11 protein-coding genes are annotated in these 21,527 nt (G+C 60.5%); 8 read left to right on the top strand and 3 right to left on the bottom strand.

Features of this window, described 5'->3' with window-relative positions:
- Positions 1 to 214: 214 nt before the first annotated feature.
- The gene (gene mapR, locus V476_RS00375) at positions 215 to 1,624 is read right to left on the bottom strand and encodes a GntR family transcriptional regulator MpaR (RefSeq protein ID WP_024961158.1); all 1,410 of its coding nucleotides are present in this window, start codon (positions 1,622 to 1,624) and stop codon (positions 215 to 217) included.
- 427 nt (positions 1,625 to 2,051) lie between these two features.
- Between mapR and V476_RS00370 the strand changes: the two genes are divergently transcribed.
- Complete coding sequence (locus V476_RS00370; RefSeq protein WP_024961157.1) at positions 2,052 to 3,539, top strand: SulP family inorganic anion transporter; 1,488 nt, start codon at positions 2,052 to 2,054, stop codon at positions 3,537 to 3,539.
- A 23-nt stretch (positions 3,540 to 3,562) separates the two neighbouring features.
- On the opposite strand, the gene V476_RS00365 is transcribed toward V476_RS00370, so the two are convergent.
- Positions 3,563 to 4,738: a sensor histidine kinase gene (locus tag V476_RS00365; RefSeq protein WP_024961156.1), complete on the bottom strand. Its 1,176-nt coding sequence runs from the start codon at positions 4,736 to 4,738 to the stop codon at positions 3,563 to 3,565.
- A gap of 5 nt (positions 4,739 to 4,743) precedes the next feature.
- Positions 4,744 to 5,433: a response regulator gene (locus V476_RS00360; RefSeq protein WP_024961155.1), complete on the bottom strand. Its 690-nt coding sequence runs from the start codon at positions 5,431 to 5,433 to the stop codon at positions 4,744 to 4,746.
- Positions 5,434 to 5,531: 98 nt separating this feature from the next.
- Here V476_RS00360 and V476_RS00355 point away from each other — a divergent pair, with 98 nt between their 5' ends.
- The 7 genes from V476_RS00355 to V476_RS28765 all read left to right on the top strand — a co-directional run bounded on the left by V476_RS00355 (position 5,532) and on the right by V476_RS28765 (position 21,460).
- A complete protein-coding gene (locus V476_RS00355) occupies positions 5,532 to 7,004 on the top strand; it encodes an efflux transporter outer membrane subunit (protein WP_024961154.1) in 1,473 nt (490 codons plus the stop codon).
- A 19-nt stretch (positions 7,005 to 7,023) separates the two neighbouring features.
- Positions 7,024 to 7,872, top strand: a complete 849-nt coding sequence (locus tag V476_RS00350; protein ID WP_024961153.1) for a MipA/OmpV family protein — start codon at positions 7,024 to 7,026, stop codon at positions 7,870 to 7,872.
- Positions 7,873 to 7,888: 16 nt separating this feature from the next.
- Positions 7,889 to 9,022, top strand: a complete 1,134-nt coding sequence (locus V476_RS00345) for an efflux RND transporter periplasmic adaptor subunit (RefSeq protein ID WP_050428347.1) — start codon at positions 7,889 to 7,891, stop codon at positions 9,020 to 9,022.
- Entirely contained in the window at positions 9,019 to 12,072 is a 3,054-nt protein-coding gene (locus V476_RS00340; RefSeq protein ID WP_024961151.1) for an efflux RND transporter permease subunit, read from the top strand. Before V476_RS00345 ends, V476_RS00340 begins: the two co-directional genes overlap by 4 nt.
- Positions 12,073 to 12,145: 73 nt before the next feature.
- Positions 12,146 to 13,387, top strand: a complete 1,242-nt coding sequence (locus V476_RS00335; RefSeq protein ID WP_010414692.1) for a M20/M25/M40 family metallo-hydrolase — start codon at positions 12,146 to 12,148, stop codon at positions 13,385 to 13,387.
- Positions 13,388 to 13,990: 603 nt separating this feature from the next.
- On the top strand, positions 13,991 to 15,700 hold the full coding sequence (locus tag V476_RS00330) for a ShlB/FhaC/HecB family hemolysin secretion/activation protein (RefSeq protein WP_024961150.1): 1,710 nt from the start codon (positions 13,991 to 13,993) through the stop codon (positions 15,698 to 15,700).
- Positions 15,701 to 15,739: 39 nt separating this feature from the next.
- Positions 15,740 to 21,460, top strand: coding sequence for a two-partner secretion domain-containing protein (locus V476_RS28765; RefSeq protein ID WP_235810927.1), 5,721 nt, complete (start codon positions 15,740 to 15,742; stop codon positions 21,458 to 21,460).
- Positions 21,461 to 21,527: the final 67 nt, after the last annotated feature.

The following is a 21,527-nucleotide window of genomic DNA, read 5'->3' as shown; positions in this document are numbered from 1 at the left end:
CCAACAATAAAAAACCTATCAAAGAAAGTCCGAGCTTGCCCATGAGCGTCTCCTGCTGATCGATCTGTCTGTAACGAGCCGCAGGTATCGCTTCTGGCGGTTGGCCTGCGCGTTTGAAAGCGCTGCCATTATCGTGCTCATACAGATTCTGGTACAGATTCAGAAACAGCTTAAAAATACGGATCAGTTGCCTTTATGCAAGGCATGAAAACGCTCAGAACGACGCGATGATACGCCCCAACATCGCCATGGCCTGCTCGCTGCGTTCGTCCCAGGGCGTGCCGTAGTTGAGGCGCGCGCAATTCTTGAAGCGCCGTGACGCGGAAAAGATCGGGCCGGGTGCGAGGCTGATGCCTTGCGCTAGCGCGAGTTGAAAGAGCTGCAGCGAATCAACCTGCTCGGGGAATTCGAACCACAGAAAGTAGCCGCCGACGGGGCGGGTGACGCGTGTCGCCGCCGGGAAATAGCGGGCGGCAGCGGCGAGCATCGCGCCTTGTTGCAGTTCGAGAGTGTCACGCAGTTTACGCAGATGGCGGTCATAGCCGCCATGCTTGAGGTAGTCGGCGAGCGCGGCCTGGGCGGGGACCGAAGGGGAGAGGGTGGTCATGAGCTTGAGGCGGTCAATCTGCTCGGTGTAACGTCCGCCTGCCACCCAGCCGACCCGATAGCCGGGCGCGAGGGTCTTGGAAAACGAGCTGCAGTGCATCACCAGTCCGCTGCGATCCAGGCTTTTCACCGGGTGAGGCGCCTTGGCGCCGTAATACAGTTCGGCGTACACATCGTCCTCGATCAACGGGATTTGATGCTGTTCCAGCAGGTCGTAGAGCCTGATCCTGTTTTCCTGAGTCATGCTCGCGCCCAATGGGTTCTGAAAGCTGCTCATGAACCAGCAAGCCTTGATCGGCAGGCGTGTCAGGCTGTCCTGCAGCGAGTCGAGGTCCACGCCGTCACGCGGATGCACGGGGATTTCGACGGCTTTCAGCTTCAGACGCTCCAGCACTTGAAGGCAGGCATAGAACGCCGGGGCTTCGATGGCGACCAGGTCGCCGGGCTCGGTGACGCACTGCAGGCACAGGTTCAGGGCTTCCATCGCGCCATTGGTGATGACCAGTTCGTCAGCCGGCAAGCGCACGCCACTGATCATGTAGCGCAGGGCGATCTGTCGGCGCAGTTCGGGATTCCCGGTGGTCATGTCGCTGACGATGCCCGCAGGCGTCAGCGCACGCACAGCTGACGCCATCGACTTTGCCAGGCTCGCCAGCGGATACAGGTGCGGGCTGGGAAACGCCGAGCCAAACGGCACGGTGTCCGGGTCCTTGAGCGAGCCGAGCACTGAAAAGATCAGGTCGCTGACGCCCAGTTCGGTGCCTTCGCTGGTGTGTCTGATCAGTTCAGGCTCGGTCAGTGCATTGGCGGCATGCTCGCGCACGTAATACCCGGAGCGTGCGCGGGCCTGAATCAGTCCCTTGTCTTCCAGCAGGTAATAGGCCTTGAAGACCGTTGCCGGGCTGACGGACCAGGTGCGACTCGCGACGCGTACGGACGGGACTTTTCCCCCGGCGGGCAGGACGCCGCTGCGAATCATTTCCGAGATGTCGGCGGCGAATTTTTCGTAGCGTTTCATAAGCGGCATCGAATGAACAAGGCTGCATCATGAGCGAAACCGGCCATAACGAACAGAGACAAAAGGGCTGTAAAAAACAGGATCAGATGGCTTTTGCAGGTGTTGCAGAGTGTTACGCCACCCGTCACTCAGGTCGTTCGGGGAGATGGCTTGCGCTTGAACCCCTCAAACGGATAGGTCTATGATGCCAGCGCCTTACGACCCATCGAAGGAAATAGACGTGTCCCGTTCCAACTGGCTGCCTACGCCGCCTTAGCGCTACGCCCCCCTCGCAACACCTGACTGCCTTTTTGCTGCAGTCGCCCGTTGCTGCGCCCGTTTTTTGGTCGCTGCCACTCCCACTCTGATTACTTAATCGAAAACCGATGCTCCTGCTCGCCCGGCAATCGCTGCCGTGCGTCTTGCTGCGTCTGTCACAGGTATTCCCATGTTAGAAAAAATCAAAGCTGCGTGGTTTTCCAACGTTCGTGCCGATGTATTGGCCGGGCTGGTGGTTGCATTGGCCCTGATTCCAGAGGCCATCGCGTTCTCCATCATTACCGGGGTAGACCCGAAAGTCGGGCTTTACGCGTCGTTCTGTATCTGCGTGGTCATCGCTTTCGTGGGCGGGCGCCCGGCGATGATTTCTGCGGCCACCGGTGCGATGGCTTTGCTGATGGTGAATCTGGTCAAAGAGCACGGGCTTCAGTATTTGCTGGCCGCCACCTTGCTCTGCGGCGTATTGCAGATCATCGCCGGCTATCTGCGCCTGGGTGAGTTGATGCGCTTCGTTTCACGCTCGGTGGTTACCGGGTTCGTGAATGCACTGGCGATTCTTATCTTCATGGCCCAGTTGCCGGAATTGACCCATGTGACCTGGCCGGTGTACGCGATGACCGCAGCGGGCCTGGCAATCATCTACCTGTTCCCGCGTGTGCCGGTGCTGGGCAAGCTGCTGCCTTCGCCGCTGGTGTGCATTCTGGTGCTCACCGCAATGTCCATTTACATGGGGCTTGACGTACGAACCGTGGGTGACATGGGCGCAATGCCCGACAGCCTGCCGACTTTCATGTGGCCGGATGTCGCGCTCAATCTCGACACGCTGCTGATCATTCTGCCGTATTCCGCCGCGCTGGCCGTGGTGGGCCTGCTGGAGTCGATGATGACCGCGACCATCGTCGATGACCTGACCGATACCTCCAGTGACAAAAGCCGTGAGTGCAAAGGGCAGGGCATTGCCAATATCGCCACCGGACTGATCGGGGGCATGGCCGGCTGCGCCATGATCGGCCAGTCGATGATCAACGTGAAGTCTGGCGGCAGAACACGCCTTTCAACCCTCAGCGCAGGTTTACTGCTGTTGATCATGATGCTGTTTCTCGGCGAATGGCTGGCGCGTATTCCGATGGCTGCGCTGGTGGCGGTGATGATCATGGTGTCGATCAGTACCTTCAGTTGGGGATCGATCCGCAACCTCAAGGAATACCCGCTCTCGACCAACATCGTGATGGTGGTCACCGTGGTGGTGGTCGTGGCGACCCACAACCTTGCCTACGGTGTGCTGGTCGGTTCTCTGCTTGCCGCGATGTTCTTTGCCAGCAAGATCGCTCACTTCCTTGACGTCACGTCGCATCGTGATCCCTTCCACAGCCATCGCACCTACTACGTGACCGGCCAGGTATTCTTCGCCTCCGCTGACCGTTTCATGGACTCATTCGACCTGCGCGAAAGCCTTGAGACACTGGTCATCGATCTGCGCGAGGCGCACTTCTGGGACATCACCGCTGTGGCCGCACTGGACAAGGTGGTTTTGAAACTGAGAAAGGCAGGCATCAGCGTCGACGTTATAGGCATGAACCGGGCCACCGCTACGCTGGTGGACCGGTTTGGTGTGCATGATAAGCCGGACGGCATCGATTCGTTGATGGGGCACTGATCTGCGGGGCCGGGCAGGCAGGCTCAGCCCGGAATATTCAGGCGGATGACGGATCCTCCGCCTGGCTTGTTGCGGACCTCGATAGTGCCGTCATGCTCGAGGCAAATGGCTCTGGCGATCGACAGGCCAAGGCCGCTGCCTCCCGAATAACGCGCCCGCGAACGTTCGGCACGCCAGAAGCGGTCGAATACCTGTTCGAGGTTCTCCGAGTCAAAGCCGGGCCCGCGGTCCGAGACGGTCAGTTCCATGCGCCCTGCGCTGGCTTTGCCGACAATCAGCAGCTCGCCACCCATCGCCGAATAGCGCAGCGCGTTCTCAACGAGAATATTCACCACCTGACCGATCCGGTCACGGTCGGCGTTGACGATCAATTTCCGCGGGATATCGATCGTCACGGCGACACCTGCCTCATCGAGCGGCGTGGCAAACCAGCTCAGCCGTTCGACCACCAGTTTCTCAAGGGAAAACTCCGTCTTGTCCAGGGTCAGCTGACCCGCGCTGGCGAGCGAGAGCAGGTGCAGATCACTCACCAGTTTGTTCAACTGGCCGAGCTGGCGGTGGACCATTTCCAGTTGTGCCAGGTCACGCGGGAACACTTCGTCGATCATGCCTTGTATGCGTCCCATGGCCGCATTCAGTGGCGTGCGCAGCTCATGGGCAATCATGGCGCTGGATTCGCTGACCTCCAGTTCGTAACGGCCGAGCTGTGTGGTCATGGTATTGAAGTCGCTGACCAGCGCCTGCAATTCGTCCGGGCCGTTGGTGCTCATCGGCAGGCGCGTCTTGAAGTCGCCCTGGGCGACTTGACGTGCGCCTCTGGCAATCGAAGAGAACTGGCTGGAAAGCGGGCGGGAAAACAGAAAGCCGAAGAATAGGATGATCGGGATCGCCACCAATACCAGTGCTGCCAGCACCCACCATTCCTTGTTGGCAATGCCCGGCAGCAGGTTTTCGATCGGGTAATACTCGAAGAACAGTTCGCGTAGCTTGACCATGTCCAGGGTGGGCTCGGCCTGCAGCCGCAGGAACTCCATGCGCACGTCGGCCGGCATGGCCTGCAGAGTGAGCCAGTCAGAGACCGTGACGTGCAGCCACATGCAAAATGCGATGACGATGACCGCACCGACGGCGAGCATGCTCATGCGCATGCCGACCCAGTGCCACAACGGTTTTTGTCTGTGCCTGAAAAAATGTCGCATGAGGATCACCTGAACCGATAGCCAACCGAACGGACGGTGACCAGCACGTTGTCCACGCCATGGATCTCCAGTTTGCGCCGCAGGTTATGCACATGCGCATCGACAACCCTGGCCAGCGCCTCGCTGTCGGGAAGGCAGATTTCCAGCAGCTCTTCGCGAGTGAAAGCCTTGGACGGCGTTTTCAGCAGCGTCGAAAGGATCTTGAACTCGGTAGGTGTCAGGTCGAGCACGGTCTCTGCGCCATCCTGACCTTCAATGATTGCGGTGACGGCGTCCAGCTCCACCAGCAGGTTCTGGTAGCGCAAATGACGCTCGTTGCTGCCGTTCTGCTGGGAGCGCCGCAGAACCGCATGCACACGGGCCACTACTTCCCGCGGGTTGTAGGGCTTGACCACATAATCGTCGGCCCCATAGCGCAAGGCGCCGAGTTTTTCCGGTTCGTCGCCCATGGCGGTGACCATGATCACCGGCGTGTCGCTGCAGCGCCGGACTGCCGAAAGCACGTCCGTGCCACTGACAAGCGGCAGCATGACGTCCAGCAGAATCAGGTCGGGTTTCCACTGACGGTGCATATCGATACCGCGCTGACCGTTTTCGGCCAGCCCGACGTTTAAACCGTCACGACGCAGGTAAGCCTCAAGAATGCTGGCACTGTCGGCATCGTCTTCAACGATAAGAATGCGTTTTCCTGACACGAGAGCGCCTCTTGATCAAATCTTGATAATTCACGAACGGTTTGTTGAAAGTCGACGTTCAGGATGCTGCCCAGAGCCCACTGTCGCGGACAGATCCTATGCCGATGAGTACACCGCTGTCCAAGCGTATCCGCAACCGCCGCCGGTATTGCCTGGCCATGCTGGCGAGCCTGGTTCTTTCGGGCTGCTCGTTGATACCGGCCTATCAGCGTCCGGCGTTGCCGGTCCCTGTCGATCAGGTGTCTGCTGTGGTCGCGGCTCCGAATACCTCCACAGCCGTCGTGCTCAGTGCCGACGAAGAAGCGCTTGCTGGCGAGTTATCGCCGAAGGGCGAGCTGCGCGGTCTGCTGCAATCGGCCCTGGCGTTCAATCGCGATTTTCGTGTGGCGGTGCTGCGTGTGGAGGAGGCCAGGGCAATGCGCGGCATTACCCGTGCCGATCGCTTTCCGACCCTTGCTGCAGGTGTCGAGCGCGATCGTCAGCACTTCGATAATGCGGCCGCCGACGAGCGTTATGGTCAGGACATTTCCATAGCGTCGGTGGGCGTCTCTGACTTCGAACTGGATTTCTTCGGGCGCGTGCGCAGCCTGTCGGAGGCGGCGCGGCACGATTATCTGGCCAGCACCTACGGCCAGCTGGCGGCACGCGGTGCGCTGATCGCGGAAGTCGCCCGCGCCTGGCTGGCCGAGCGTCTGACGGCTGCCGTGCAGCAGGATGCGCAGGCGGTTCACGAGGCCCGGCTGATGCTGGTCAAGGCGGCCGAAGAGCAGCAGCGTCAAGGCGCGCTTTCGCTGGACGATCTGATGGCACAGCGCCTCGACACCCTGACTGCGCAACAGCAGGTACAGGATGCGGCAAGCGATCACGCCAACGCGTCGCAGGCCTTGTTGTTGCTCACCGGCTATTCGACAGCGTTGCCCCTCAGCACGCCAGACACTCCTGCGCTGACTGCCGCGTTGGTCGAGACGCCGCCTTGGCTGTCGAATTTGCCGTCCCAGCGTCTGCTTGAGCGTTTCGACATCCGTCAGCGCGAAGAAGCCCTCAAGGCCAGCAATGCCAACATCGGTGCTGCCCGTGCGGCGTTCTTTCCGTCGATAAAACTCAGTACCGGCGTGGGCTTGCAGAGCGACAGCCTGCGCACCTTGTTCAGCAACGGCAGCGGTGCCTGGCTGTTCACGCCGCAATTGAATCTGCCGCTGTTCGACGGCGGGCGTAATCAGGCCAACCTGGATTTTGCCAAGGTGCGTCAGCAGATCGCGGTGGCCGAGTATGAAAAGGCCGTGCAGAACGCCTTCCGTGAAATGTCCGCTGTGCTGACCCGCCGTCAGCAGGCCCTGAACCATGTCCGCAACGAGGTCGAGCGTGTTGCGCTGGTCCAGGAAAAAGTGCGGCGCCTGTCCTTTGAGCTTAATGCGGGCGCTGTCGAGCGTACTGCATTGCTGGTTTCCACTCTCCGTATTGCCGAGGCCGACGCAGCCGCTCGCAAGTCCCTCGATGCGCTGCAGCAAAACCGCATCGATCTGTTTCGAGTGCTGCACGGAGCAGAACCGACAACCCCACCCCAATCCTGAATGAAACCGGAGTATCCCCATGAGCCCTGCAATCTCTCGTACTCACCTGCTGTCTGCGCTGCTTAAACCTGTGCTGACCGTGTTGATCACCTCTGCGGCCATGACCCTGGCCGGTCAGGCCTGTGCCCAGGACAGCACCGCTGAAAGCCAGTCGATGCTGGGTGACCGGTTCAACGTCAATTTCGGGCTCGGCATGGCGGTGCTGCCGCGCTACATGGGGGCCGATGAATACCGCAGTCAGGTGGTGCCCATGCTGACGGTCCAGCGCGGCATCTTCTTCGCCGACACCACGCGCGGTCTGGGGCTGCAATGGCAGTCGGATTCCGGGTTCGGCGCCAGCGCTGCACTCAATTACGATTTCGGTCGGACCGAGAAAAACAGCACGAATCGGCCCGGTTCCAACGAGCTGAGAGGGATGGGTACCGTCAAGGGCGCGACCGTGGGCGACTTCATGGTTTCTCAGCAACTCATGCCGTGGCTGTCCGTCAGTGCCGAGGCCGAACTGCGGGTGGCTGGTGAACAACGTGGCAATCGCTACCGTTTGGGTTTCGAGGGCATCGCTTACCACAGCCAGTCCGATACGGTGACCCTCGACATCGATGCGCACGCCGGGGACGGCCGTTACAACCAGACTTATTTCGGCGTGAGCCCGATCCAGAGTCAGCGCACCGGCTTCTCCCGTTTCAACGCAGACAGCGGCATTTACGCGTACTCGGCGGCGCTCGCCTGGCAGCATACCTTCGACGCCCACTGGTCAACCGTCGCCAGCGTCGGGGTGACGCATTACACCGACCAGACCCGTGGCAGCCCGCTGGTCGAGACCGATGCCGAAGGCAGTGGCCTGATTGCCTTGAATTACGCTTTCTGAAGGGTTGAAGCCTGCCATGCGATTGAATCCTGATGCGTTTCTGGCTCTACGGAGGCGTGTGTCACGCGCTTGCGGCGTCGTGCTGATCACCCTGATGATCAGTGGCTGCGGTGATAAACAGACGGCCAGCGTTCCGCCTGTCCGGGCAGTCAAGGTTGAGACGGTGCGGGCGGGAGAGGGCGCTGCGCTGCGCTTCATCGGCACCGTTCGACAGCAGGAGCGCGCCAGTCTGGCGTTTGAATCGGCAGGCACCCTGACAGAGCTGCGGGTCGACATTGGCGATAGCGTCAAGCCGGGCCAGGTGCTCGCCCGCCTTGATCCACAGCCCGCGCAATTGCGTCTGCAGGAGGCGCAGGCCGCTTTGCGGCTGGCCCGGGCTCAGGCGCTGGAGCGCCAGCGTAACTACCAGCGTCAGCAAAACCTGCTCGCAGCGGGCAGTGTCGCCCAGAGCGTCGTCGAGTCGGCCCAGTCGTCCAGTGAACAAGCCAGCGCCGAGCTGATCCGCACGCAAGCCGAGCTGGACCTGGCCCGTCGCGAACTGGATCGCACCCGGTTGATCGCACCCTTTGCCGGGCGCGTGGTGGCTCGTCATGCACAACCGCAGAGCTTGTTGTCCGCCGGGCAGGTGCTGCTGGATGTCGAATCCGCTACGGAGCAGCAAGTGGTGGCAGCTGTTCCGTTGGCACTTGCCGAGTCGCTTGAGCCGGGCGACCTCGCCAGCGCCTCCAGCAGCGCAGACGGTACGGTAGGGTTTGATCTCGCCCTGGAAGGCATTTCGCCCCGAGCCGATGACGGGCTGGTCAGAACGGCTGTGTTCCGAGTGCTGCGGCCTGCCGGCAGGCTGCCCAGTGGCGTCACGCTGCTTGTGCAAATGCATCCCGCTGCCGACGCACAGTCGCTGTCAGTTCCGGTGCAAGCATTATGGATGGGGACCAGCAGCCACGTTGCCGAAGTCTTCGTCTACCAGCCGGGAGGAACAGTCGCCGTCCGCTCTGTCACGCTGGGTACGGTCAGAGAAGGACGGGCAGTGGTCGTCAGCGGGCTAACCGCTGGTGAGCAAGTGGTCACTGCCGGCGCTGCTTTTCTGCAGGACGGTCAGCCCGTCACGCTGTTTCATTCAGACACTCGCCTGACCGGTGATGCGCAATGAATCTTACCTCCCGCGCCATGGGCGCAAGCCGCCTGACCCTGTTTGTCGCCTTGCTGATTTTGCTGGCCGGTGTCGCGACTTTTTTGAGCTTTCCTTCTCAGGAAGAGCCGTCGGTGACCGTTCGCGACGCACTGGTCAGCGTGTCTCTGGACGGGCTGTCCGCAGAGCGCAGCGAGGAACTGCTCGCCAGGCCGCTCGAAGAGCGTATCCGTGAACTGGCCGAGATCAAGAACGTGCTCACCACGGTCCAGCCTGGCCGAGTGATCGTGCAGGTCACGGCGTATGACAACGTCAAGGATCTTGGGCTGCTGTGGCAACGGCTCCGGGCGAAGGTGAGCGAAACGAGCGGTGGTTTTCCGCCCGGCACCCAAGGGCCGTTTGTCGATGATGATTTCGGTCGCGTGGCCGTGGCTTCGGTCGCGCTGACCGCACCGGGTTTCACCATGAGCGAGATGCGCGGCCCGATCAAACGTTTGCGCAATCAGCTTTATGCGCTCAAGGGCGTCGATCAGGTGCAGATATATGGTCTGCAGGATGAACGCATCTACCTCGATGTCGAGCACCAGACGCTGGCCGCCGCCGGACTTTCCCCGCAACAACTACTTCAGCAACTGCAAGCCCGCAACCTGATCGCGACAGGAGGCAACCCGGTCATCGGCCAGCAGAGCACCACGCTTTCGATCAGTGGCGAGGTGCTTTCGCTTGAGCAGCTTCGGCAGTTCCCGGTGCAGTTGCCCAATGGTCAGAAGGTCGCGTTGCAGAACCTGAGTCGGGTATCGGTGAGCCCTGTCGACCCGCCGGAAACCGAAGCGATCTACCAGGGACAGGATGCTGTGGTACTGGCGGTTTCGATGCAGCCAGGCCTCAATGTGCAGACGTTCGGTGATGCCTTGCGCAAGCGACTCGGTGAGCTGGAGCAGCAACTTCCGACGGGCTTTACCTTGCACGTGGTGACCTTCCAGTCCAGCGTGGTCGAGCACGAGATGAGCAAGATGTATCACGTCATGGCCGAGACGGTGGTGATCGTGATGTGCGTGGTCATGCTGTTTCTGGGCTGGCGCACCGGCCTGGTGGTCGGGGTGATTGTGCCCTTGACCATCCTCAGTACGCTGCTGATCATGCGCGCACTGGGGATCGAGCTGCAGACGGTGTCGATTGCCGCGATCATCCTGGCGCTGGGCTTGCTGGTGGACAACGGCATTGTCATCGCCGAAGACATCGAGCGACGCCTGCATGCGGGCGAGGATCGACGAAGTGCCTGTGAGGAGGCAGGGCGCACCTTGATGATCCCTCTGCTGACCTCTTCACTGGTCATCGTGCTGGCGTTTTCGCCCTTCTTTCTGGGGCAGACCAGCACCAACGAATACCTGCGTTCGCTGGCGGTTGTGCTCGCCACGACGCTGATCAGCTCGTGGTTGCTCAGCGTCACGGTGACGCCCCTGTTGTGCTTTTACTTCGCCAGGATGCCGGCCGTCAAAGCGTCAGCGGATGATGCCGATGAGTATGCCTCGGTGTTCTACCGCGGCTATCGCAAGGTCATCGAGGGCTTGCTGAATCACTCGCTGATCTTCATTGCCTGCATGATGGGGTTGCTGGCGTTGGCGGTCGTGGTGCTGACCCGGGTGCCGTACGATTTTCTGCCGAAGTCGGACCGCATGCAGTTCCAGATTCCGCTGGTGCTGGAGCCCGGCAGCAGCTCGCGAGACACGTCGCGAGCGGTGCGTGATATCAGCCAGTGGCTGAGCAGCGATCAGGATGTGGAACACAGTATTGGTTATGTCGCCAGTGGCGGGCCGCGGATCGTGCTTGGACTCAATCCCCCGTTGCCGGCGCCGAATATCGCGTACTTCACTGTCAGCGTGCGTGAAGGCGCCAACCTCGATGCGGTGATCGAGCGCGCACGGCAATTTGTCCTCACGCAGCACCCTGAAATCGAAGCGCAGCCCAAACGATTTTCGATGGGCACCACCGAGGCAGGGATTGCGGTCTACCGGGTCATCGGTCCTGATGAGGAAGTGTTGCGCGGTATTGCCCGACAGATAGAGCAGGCTTTGTCGGCGTTGCCCGGAACCCTGGACGTGCACGATGACTGGCGGACCCGATTGCTGCGTTACGACGTTGTCGTCGACCCGTACAAGGCCCTGCAGGCCGGTGTTGCCACTCAGGACATCGCCCAGGCCCTGCAACTGAGAAACAGCGGGCTGTCCGTGTCGTCGCTGCAGGATGGCGATATTGCTGTCGCGATTGTGGCGCGCGAGCAGAGCACGCTGAGCAAACCGGGCAATGATCTGGACAGCACATTGATTTACCCGGCTTCCGGGGGTGCGCCGTTGATGTTGTCGGCCATTGCCACTGTCGAGCCCAGGGCGGAGGCATCGACCCTCCAGCGGCGTAATCTGCAACGCGCGATCACGGTGGTCGGACACAATCCGTCAATGACAGCGACCTCGATCGTCGAGCAGTTGGCACCGCAGATAGCTGCAATCAGCCTGCCGGCGGGTTACCACATCGAACCGGGTGGCGAAATAGAAGACTCGGCCGAGGCCAATCAGGCGCTGCTGCAGTACATGCCACACGCACTGGTCGCGATGCTGTTGTTGTTCGTCTGGCAGTTCAATTCGTTCCGCAAGCTGCTGATCGTCATCTCCAGCGTACCCTTCGTGCTGATCGGCGTGGCGCTGGCATTGGTGCTCACCGGCTATCCGTTCGGCTTCATGGCCACCTTCGGGCTGCTGTCGCTGGCCGGCATCATCGTCAACAATGCCGTGCTGCTGCTCGAACGTATCGAGGCTGAGCGCGAGCAAGGCCTGGCGGTGCGTGACGCCGTCGTCAATGCCGCGATCAAGCGCTTGCGGCCGATCGTGATGACCAAACTGACCTGCATCATCGGGCTGGTGCCGCTGATGCTGTTTGCCGGCCCGCTCTGGGAGGGCATGGCGATCACCATCATGGGTGGCCTGGCGTTGGGTACGCTGGTGACACTGGGCCTGATTCCGATCCTCTACGCGTTGCTGTTCGACCGCTTCGAGCGCTGGCGCAAGGCGAGCTGAACCATGACGGCCGGTACGTGTGTAGGGTATGGTCCTGAAAAAACCTCGATGATCGAACACAAGGATGAAACACATGCGCTCATTTACCCGCTCGCCACTGGCTGCTCATCTCGCCCTGGCGCTTGCGCTGACAGCCCTGGCACCGGCGGCCATGGCCGAACCGCACAAGGCCATCCAGGCCGATGCCGAGCAATACAAGGACGAAGCCTTGAAGCTGCTGGAGCGTCTGGTGAACATCGACTCGGGTTCCGGGTATGTCCCGGGCCTGACCAAGGTCAGCGACATCGCGATCGAAGAACTGAAAAAGCTCGGTGCCACCATCGAGCTCGTTCCAAATACGCCAGAGGCCAGCAACCACGTCATCGCCACCCTTAAAGGCACCGGCAAGGCGAAGATTCTGCTGATGGCGCACATGGACACCGTGTTCAAGGAAGGCTCTGCGGCCGAGCGTCCGTTTCATATCAAGGACGGGCGTGCCTATGGCCCAGGGGTGATGGATGACAAGGGCGGCATCGTTGCCGCTATCTATGCGCTGAAGGTGCTGCACAACCTGAAGTTCACCGACTACGCGCAGATCACGGTATTGCTCGACGCCAGCGAGGAGACCGGCTCAGGCGTCGGTACCGAGCTGATCAAGAAAACCGCGAAGGAGCATGACGTCACGCTCAACCTCGAGCCGGGTCGTCCGGCCGACGGTCTGGTGGTGTGGCGCAAAGGCTCGGCCACCGCGCTGGTCGAAGTCAAAGGCAAGGCCTCGCATGCAGGCGTTGCGCCTGAGCTGGGACGTAACGCCGCGACCGAAGTTGCCCATCAGATCCTGCAACTCGGCAAGCTGGGTGACGAGGAGAAGAAAACCACCATCAACTTTACCGTGCTCAAGGCAGGGGATCGCACCAACGTGATTCCCGATCAGGCCAGCGCCAAGGCCGACGTGCGTGCTGCCGTACCGGAGGAGTTCGACCGCGTCGAGCAGGATCTGGCCAAGGTGTCGGCCAACAAGCTGGTGCCTGATACCGAGGTCAAGACCAGCCTGGTCCGTGGTCTGCCACCGATGCCACAAACCGCGCAGTCCGATGCATTGGTCGCGATGGCACAAGGCATCTACGGTGAACTGGGTCGCACCCTGACCATCGAGGGCAGCGGCGGGGCGGCGGATTCAAGCCTGTCTGCCAGCGTGGGCACACCGACGCTGGACGGCTTCGGGATTGTCGGCGGCAATATTCATACACCCGAAGAGTACGCCGAAGTAGGCAGCGTGGCGCCGCGTATCTATTTGCTGTCGCGAATGATCATGAAGTTGTCCGGACAACAGTGATTCGACAAGCCTCCCGTGCGTGGCGCGGGAGGCTGTAGAGTCGATGACCCGCTTTTAAAGGCTGTAGAGACCCGATACTGAATTCAACGGCAGGCGGCGCTGATTCTGGCATAGCGGCTCATTGTCGAGTGGTGTCCGACAATTAGCTGCTATTACTCATCCCGTTTTGCTCATGCGCCACACCACAGGGTTTGATCGAAACCTGCTGCCTCTGTCTTACACCCTGGCCATGCAAAAAAGACCGTCGTCGCGGCTCCAGAGCCCTGGAAGGTCAGCATGCTTGCGCCTGTTTCCTTAACCCATAGTCATTTTATTAGTGTGTCTGCGGCCTTGAGCCGAGCCGGTTTTCGCGTAATAGCCGATTAGCATTTCTGCATATATTTAATTATGACCTTAATGCTATGTCGAAAAGATACGCTGCGCCCTATCAATATTAAGCACATGACCCTTGAGCGCTGGCTAAAGGTCAGTGTTGTAAAAATCAACTTCAAAAAAAGTTCAACAAATCGGATACAAGGTCGATACAAATATTTGACGCCGCTATGATGGCGTTCTAGTATTGCCCACCTTTTTGATATCAATATGCTACCGCAAGGACGCGCCGTGTATCCTCATGTCCTAAAACTGGCTTTGCTGCTACTGCTCGCCATCGCGCCAGCTACCTCGCTTGCAGCCACTGCTCCCGCCAGTTTGCCAGGTGACCAGGATCTTATTCGTGACCGTCAGGATCGCCTGCTCGAAGAGCAGCGCCGCCGTCTTGAAGAACTCAAGGACCTGCCGGGCAAACAATCCGCACCCGCAACCCCTAGTTCCCCGGCCGATACCCGTTGTTTCACCATCGATCGTATTGAGCTCAAGGGCGCTGACTCGCTGTCGGCCGCCGAGCGCGATGCGCTGACCAAGCCCTATATCGGCAAGTGCCTTGGTGTTGCGCAGCTCAATGAGCTGCTTAAAGTCATCACTGATCACTACCTCGAAAAAGGCCTGGTGACGACCCGCGCCTACCTGCCGCAACAGGACCTGTCGACAGGCGACCTGCAAGTGCTGGTCATCGAAGGCAAGCTGGAGCATCTGCGTGGCGATCCTGCCAGCGGTCTGTCGGCGAGTGAGCTGGCCATGACGTTTCCCGGCAGTGAAGGGCGGATGGTCAACCTGCGCGAAATCGAGCAGATGGTCGATCAGCTCAATCGCCTGCCGTCCAATCAGGCGCAGATGGAGCTGACCCCCGGTAAGGCCGTCGGTGGCAGTGACGTAGTGGTCAAGAACACTCCGCAAAAACCATGGCGGGCCAACCTGTCGCGCACCAACGAAGGTCAGCGCAGCACTGGCGAGCAGCAATGGAACGCTGGCCTTGAGTGGGATAATCCGTCGGGGCTGGCCGACCAGTTCAGCCTGCGCGGCGGCCACGATGCGATCAGCGATCGGCAGAAAGCCTCCCGCAACGCCTCGCTTGCCTACAGCCTGCCGTGGGGCTGGTGGACGTTCAGCTACCTGTACAACACCAGTGAATATCGTTCGGTGGCGCAGGCCTCGAACGTCAACTTCAAGCAGGACGGCGATAGCCAGAACCACCAGTTCAAGGCCGAGCGGGTCGTGTATCGCGACGCGCTGAGCAAGACCTCGCTCAATGCCGGTCTGTCCTACCTGCGCACCAACAATTATGTCGAAGGCAGCAAGCTGGCAGTCAGCAGCAATCGCATCACCGAGGCGCAGTTCGGCATCAACCACGGTCGGCGGGTCGGCTCGGCGTTCGTCAACATCGATCTGGGCATGCAGCAAGGCATCGGTGCACTGGACGCGCAGGGCAACCACGATCCTCGCCCGGGTGAGGCCGATGCGCGGTATCGCAAATACACCGGCACCCTCAGCTATCTGCACCCCTTTCAACTGTGGGGCGAAAACCTCAGCTTCACCAGCCTGGCCACCGGGCAGCGCAGTGAGGATGTGCTGTTCAGTTCGCAACGCACCAGCCTGGGCGGATCGGCATCGGTGCGTGGTTACAAGGATGAGTTTCTGTCTGGCGACAGCGGTGGTTACTGGCGTAACGAGTTACGCCTGACTCGCCCGGTCACCCTGGACTGGCTGCGCCCGGTGTTCGCCGAGTATGGCGCGGCCGCCGGTTACGACCAGGGTGTTATCCGCAACGACCGTTACAACGGCGAGCAGCATGGGCGCTTGTCCAGCAACTCGTTCGAGCTGTTTACCCGAGGCCAGCACGTTGCTGCCTCAGTGACCTTCGCTCATTCCCTGGAACGTCCCGATGTGATCGAACGCGAAGCGCCGATCTATTTCCGTATGGACTTTTTCCTCTAATCACATCGTATTCAACCTACCTGTTTCGAGGTCACTTACATGGACGTTCACCAACTGGCTCTGCTCGCTCGTCAGCCCTCTGCTGTGCTGGTCGAGCGCCGGGCTTTCTGGGGAATGCCCAAGCGCGGCCTCGCGCTGATTCTCGCCAATGCGATGTTCTGGCAGCCGCTGCTGGTTCAAGCCGAAGGCATCGTGGTCAGCGGCACGAATACCAGCCTGAACCAGGCCGGCAATGGCGTGCCGATCGTCAACATTGCGGCGCCCAATGCCAGCGGTTTGTCACATAACCAGTATCAGCAGTTCAACGTCGACAGTCAGGGCGTCATCCTCAACAACTCCACTAACCAGACCCAGAGCACCCAACTGGGCGGCATCATCGTCGGCAACGCCAACCTGCGCGGCACGGCGGCCAGCACCATTCTCAACGAAGTGGTCGGGGCCAACGCCAGTCAGCTCAAAGGCTATACGGAAGTGGCCGGGCAGGCGGCGCGTGTCATCGTCGCCAACCCCTACGGTATCAGTTGCAACGGCTGTGGTTTCATCAATACCCCGCAGGTCACGCTGACCACCGGCAAACCCGTGCTGGATGCCAACGGGCAATTGCAGCGTTTCAATGTGCAGGGCGGCAGCATATCCATCGACGGCGTGGGGCTGAACGCAGACAACGTCGACCAGTTCGACATCATTACCCGTAGCGCGAAGATCAATGCCGAGCTACACGCCAGGCGCCTCAACATCATTGCCGGTCGCAACGATGTCGACGCACAGACTCTTAATCCTACAGCCTTGCCTGACGATGGCAGCGCCAAACCGGAACTGGCCGTCGACAGCTCGGCGCTGGGCGGCATGTATGCCGGCGCGATCCGTCTGGTGGGCACCGAGGCAGGTGTCGGCGTCAGACTGGCTGGCGATCTGGCGGCCAGTGGCGGAGATATCCAGCTTGATGCCAACGGCCACTTGAGCATGATGCAGACCGCTGCCAGCGGTGCTTTGGCGGCCAAGGCCAACAGTGCCGAGGTCAACGGGCCGGTTTATGCTGGGTCGTCACTGGGCATGACCACGGCAGGTGATCTCATCACCCGGCAGAACGTCGCCGCGCGCGATGCACTGACACTTTCCGCAGGCGGCCAGATCAATAACACCGCGGTGATCGAGGCGGGCGTCAATGCCGACAACAGCCGCAATACATCGGGTGATGTGACGCTGTCTGCCAACGGGCTCAACAACAGCGGCAGCATCACCGCCAGCCGCGCCCTGCAAGCCAGCATCAGCCAGACCCTGAACAATCAGGGAGCCACGCTGAACGGGCAGTCGAGCGCACGCATCGTGGCCACTGCCGTCGACAATCGCCAGTCAGGCCGGATTCTGAGCCAGGGCGGCACTGTCGATATCAACGCGTCTCAGGTGCTCAACAGCCAGAGCGGGCTGATCAGCAGCAATGGCACTATGACCATCACTGCGGGTTCTCTGGACAATAGCCAGCAAGGCAAGCTGTTCAGCAGCAGCGCATTGTCTGCCCGTATTTCCGGGCCGTTGCTCAACCAGCTGGGGCTCATCAGCGCCAATGGCGATCTGCTGCTCAACGCGGCAAGCGTGGACAACCGCAGCGCGGAAATCTCCAGTCTCGGCAGCCTGACCTCGACCGTCAGCCAGTTCGACAACCGCGAAAAAGGCCATCTGCTGGCCAGCGGCGCGCTGCAACTGACCTCTGACCACCTGAACAACCAGAACGGCTCGGTTGCCGGACAGCAAGGTGTACAGCTGAATCTGGGGCAACTGACCAATGCTGGCAACGGTAGTGTCTACGGCAAAAACAGTCTGAACCTGGCCGTAAGCGGCGCGTTGAACAATGACCAAGGCACTCTGCGCAGTGATGGCACTCTGGCTGTGCGTGCAGCGTCTCTGAGCAATAACAGTGGCAGCGTGACCAGTGCCGGCACGGCAACGCTCAGCACAACGGGCGCAGTCGTCAACCGGGGTGGGCAGATTCTGAGCGATGCGGGTCTGACGCTTTCCAGCGGCAGCCTGGACAACAGCCAGAGCGGTCGTATTGCCGGCAATGGCGTGGTGCTCACCACTGGCGCTTTCGACAACTATCAGGACGGCCGCCTGACCAGTACCGGCGCGCTTCAACTGAACGCCGGGCTGGTCAACAACAGCGACGCCGGTCGCATCGCCAGCGCCATGGCGCTGACTGCCGTGGTTACCGGCCTTAATCAGACCAACGACGGCCGGCTGTACAGCAACAGCGACGTCAGCCTGGACCTGAGCAATGGCCTGTTGTCCAACCAGCGTGGCCAGATCACTGCGCCTGGTCAGTTGCTGCTGAAAAACCTCACGGCGGTCAATAATCAGAGCGGCAAGATTTCCAGCGCCAACAGCTTCACGCTGGCAGCCACTTCGCTGGACAACACCGACGGTTCGATACTCAGCGATAAAGCGCTCGTTGTGCGCATCAATCAGTTGCTGACCAACCTTCGCGGTCTGGTTTCTGCGACCGGTCTTGATCTGACAGCGGGCTCACTGAACAACCGCAATGGCGAAATATCCAGCCTTGGCAGTCTGACGGCCAACGTTGGTCAGTTCGATAACCGTGAAAAAGGCCGCCTACTGGCCAGTGGCGCGCTGCTGTTGACTGCGGACGGCTTGAACAACCTGAACGGGATCCTTTCCGGTCAGCAGGGCGTGCAACTGAACCTGGGGCAATTGAACAATACCGCTGGGGGCAGCGTTTACGCTAAGGATGCGCTGAACCTGACGCTGAGCGGTGTGTTGCAAAACGATCAGGGCGTATTGCGCAGTGATGCCGCAATGGACCTCAAAGCAGCCGGTCTGGCCAACACCAACGGCAGTGTGAGCAGTGCCGGCACAGGTGCGCTCAATTTCAACGGTGCGGTGGTCAATCAGGGTGGACAGATAGTCAGCGATGCACAACTGACACTCACCAGTGGCAGCCTCGATAACAGCCGGAGCGGTCGTATTTCCGGTAAAGGTCTGGTGCTCGGTACTGGAGTCTTCGACAACCATCAGGACGGCCGCCTGACCAGTACCGGCGCACTCCAACTGAATGCCGGGCTGGTCGACAACAGTGGCGCCGGTCGTATTGCCAGCGCCATGGCTCTGACCGCCGTGGTTACGGGCCTCAATCAGACCAATGACGGGCGCTTGTACAGCAACAGCGACGTCAGCCTGGACATGAGCAATGGCCTGCTGAACAACCAGCGTGGGCAAATAACCGCTCTCGGTCAGCTGCTGCTGAGAAATCTGAACGTCGTCAATAACCAGAGCGGCAAGATCTCCAGCGCCAACGATTTCACGCTGGCAGCGACTTCGTTGGACAACACTGACGGCTCGCTGGTCAGCGACAAAGCGTTGATCGTGCGTATCGCTCAGCTGCTGACCAACCTGCGCGGGCAGATCTCCGCCAACGGCGTCACCCTGAGCGCCGCAGCGTTGGATAACCGCAACGCCGAACTGTCCAGCCTGGGCAGCCTGACGGCCACCATAGGCCAGTTCGATAATCGCGAAAAAGGTCGCCTGCTGGCCAATGGCGCGCTGCTGTTGACCGCGGGCGGCTTGAATAACCTGAACGGGATCGTTTCCGGGCAGCAGGGCGTGCAACTGAACCTGGGCCAACTGAACAATACCGGTGGGGGCAGCGTTTTTGCCAAAAGCAGTCTTGGTCTGACCGTCAGCGGGGCACTGAACAATGATCAGGGTGTGCTGCGCAGCGACGGTTCACTGACCGGGAGTGCAGCCTCGCTGGCCAACAGCGCGGGCAGTATCAGCAGCGCCGGTGTCGCGTCGATCATTATCAATGACGGCGTCGTCAACCGTGGCGGGCAGATACTCAGCGACGCGCAACTGACACTCACCAGCGCCAGCCTCGATAACAGCCAGAGCGGGCGTATTGCCAGTAAAGGTCTGGTGCTCAGCACCGGAGCCTTCGACAACCATCATGACGGTCGCCTGACCAGTACCGGTGCACTTCAGCTGAATGCCGGGCTGGTCAACAACAGCGACGCTGGGCGCATCGCCAGCGCCATGGCCCTGACTGCCGTGGTCACCGGCCTGAATCAGACCAACGACGGCCGGCTGTACGGCAACAGCGACGTCAGCCTGGACCTGAGCAATGGTCTGTTGAGCAACCAGAGCGGCCTGATCAATGCGCCTGGCCAGTTGCTGCTGAAAAACCTGAATGTCGTCAACAACCAGAGCGGTGAAATCTCCAGTGCCAACGGTTTTACACTGGCTGCCAACTCGCTGGATAACACGGACGGCTCGCTGCTCAGCGATAAAGCGCTTGTTGTGCGCATCAATCAGTTGCTGACCAACCTGCGCGGCAAGATTTCCGCCAATGGCGTCAATCTGAGTGCTGCAACGCTGGACAACCGCAGCGCGGAAATTTCCAGCCTGAGCACCCTGACTGCCACCATCGACCAGTTCGATAACAGTGCGAAAGGGCGTCTTCTGGCCAACGGCACAATGCTGCTGACCGCCGATAACCTGAATAACCAGAACGGCGTGGTCTCCGGACAGCAGGGCGTCCAGTTGACTCTGGGACAACTGACCAACTCCGGCGGCAGCGTTTATGCAAAAAACACGCTGGGTCTGACGCTGACCGGTGCAGTGAATAACAATCAGGGCGTACTGCGCAGTGACGGCACGCTGGACCTGAAAGCAGCTTCTCTGGCCAACACTGGCGGTCGGGTCACCAGTGCCGGTGTTGCCACGTTGCAAGTCGATGCTGCCGTCGTCAATCAGGGCGGGCAGATCATCAGCGATGCGGGGCTGAAGCTTTCCAGCGCCAGCCTGGACAATAGCCAGAGCGGTCGCATTGCCGGCAATGGTGTGGTGCTCACCACTGGCGCTTTCGACAACCATCAGGACGGCCGCCTGACCAGTACCGGCGCGCTTCAACTGAATGCCGGGCGGGTCAACAACGGCGACGCCGGTCATATCGCCAGCGCCATGGCCCTGACTGCAGTGGTCACTGGCCTGAACCAGACCAACGATGGCCGTCTGTACAGCAACAGCGATGTCAGCCTGGACCTGAGCAACGGCGTGCTGACCAACCAAGGCGGTTTGATCAATGCGCCGGGGCAGTTGCTGCTGAAAAACCTCACGGCGGTCAACAACCAGAACGGCGAAATTTCCAGTGCCAACGGGTTCTCGCTGGTGGCCACTTCGCTGGATAACACCGATGGTTCGGTCATCAGCGACAAAGCCTTGATCGTGCGCATCGACCAACTGCTGACCAACCTTCGCGGTCTGATCTCCGCGACCGGTGTTCAACTGAGTGCTGCGACGCTGGACAACCGCAACGCGGAACTCTCCAGCCTTGGAGAGCTGACCGCAACCGTCGGCCAGTTCGATAACAGTGGCAAGGGCCGTATACTGGCCAATGGTACGTTGCTGCTCAACGCCGACAGCCTGAACAACCAGGGCGCAGGTGCCGTCTCCGGACAGCAGAGTGTGCAGTTGAACGTCGGCCAGTTGACCAACACTGGCAGTGGCAGCGTCTACGCCAAAAACAGTCTGGGCCTGAAAGTCACGGGCGTCCTCAACAACGATCAGGGGGCATTGCGCAGCGATGGCACGCTGGCGTTGAGCGCCGCTTCTCTGGGCAATACTGCCGGCAGCATCACCAGCGCCGGCGCCTCGTCCCTGACGGTCGATGGCCCGGTCGTGAACCATGGCGGGCAGATTCTCGGCGATTCAACACTGGTGCTCACCAGTGGCAGTCTCGACAACAGCTAGAACGGTCGTATTGCCGGCAAAGGGGTAAAACTCGTCACAGGCGCCTTTGACAACCAGCAAGGCGGTC

Origin of the sequence: Pseudomonas syringae KCTC 12500, assembly GCF_000507185.2 — a bacterium.
Lineage (GTDB): Bacteria > Pseudomonadota > Gammaproteobacteria > Pseudomonadales > Pseudomonadaceae > Aquipseudomonas > Aquipseudomonas syringae.
The sequence above is the reverse complement of the archived record's forward strand: the minus strand, read 5'-3'. Positions and strand labels throughout refer to the sequence as shown.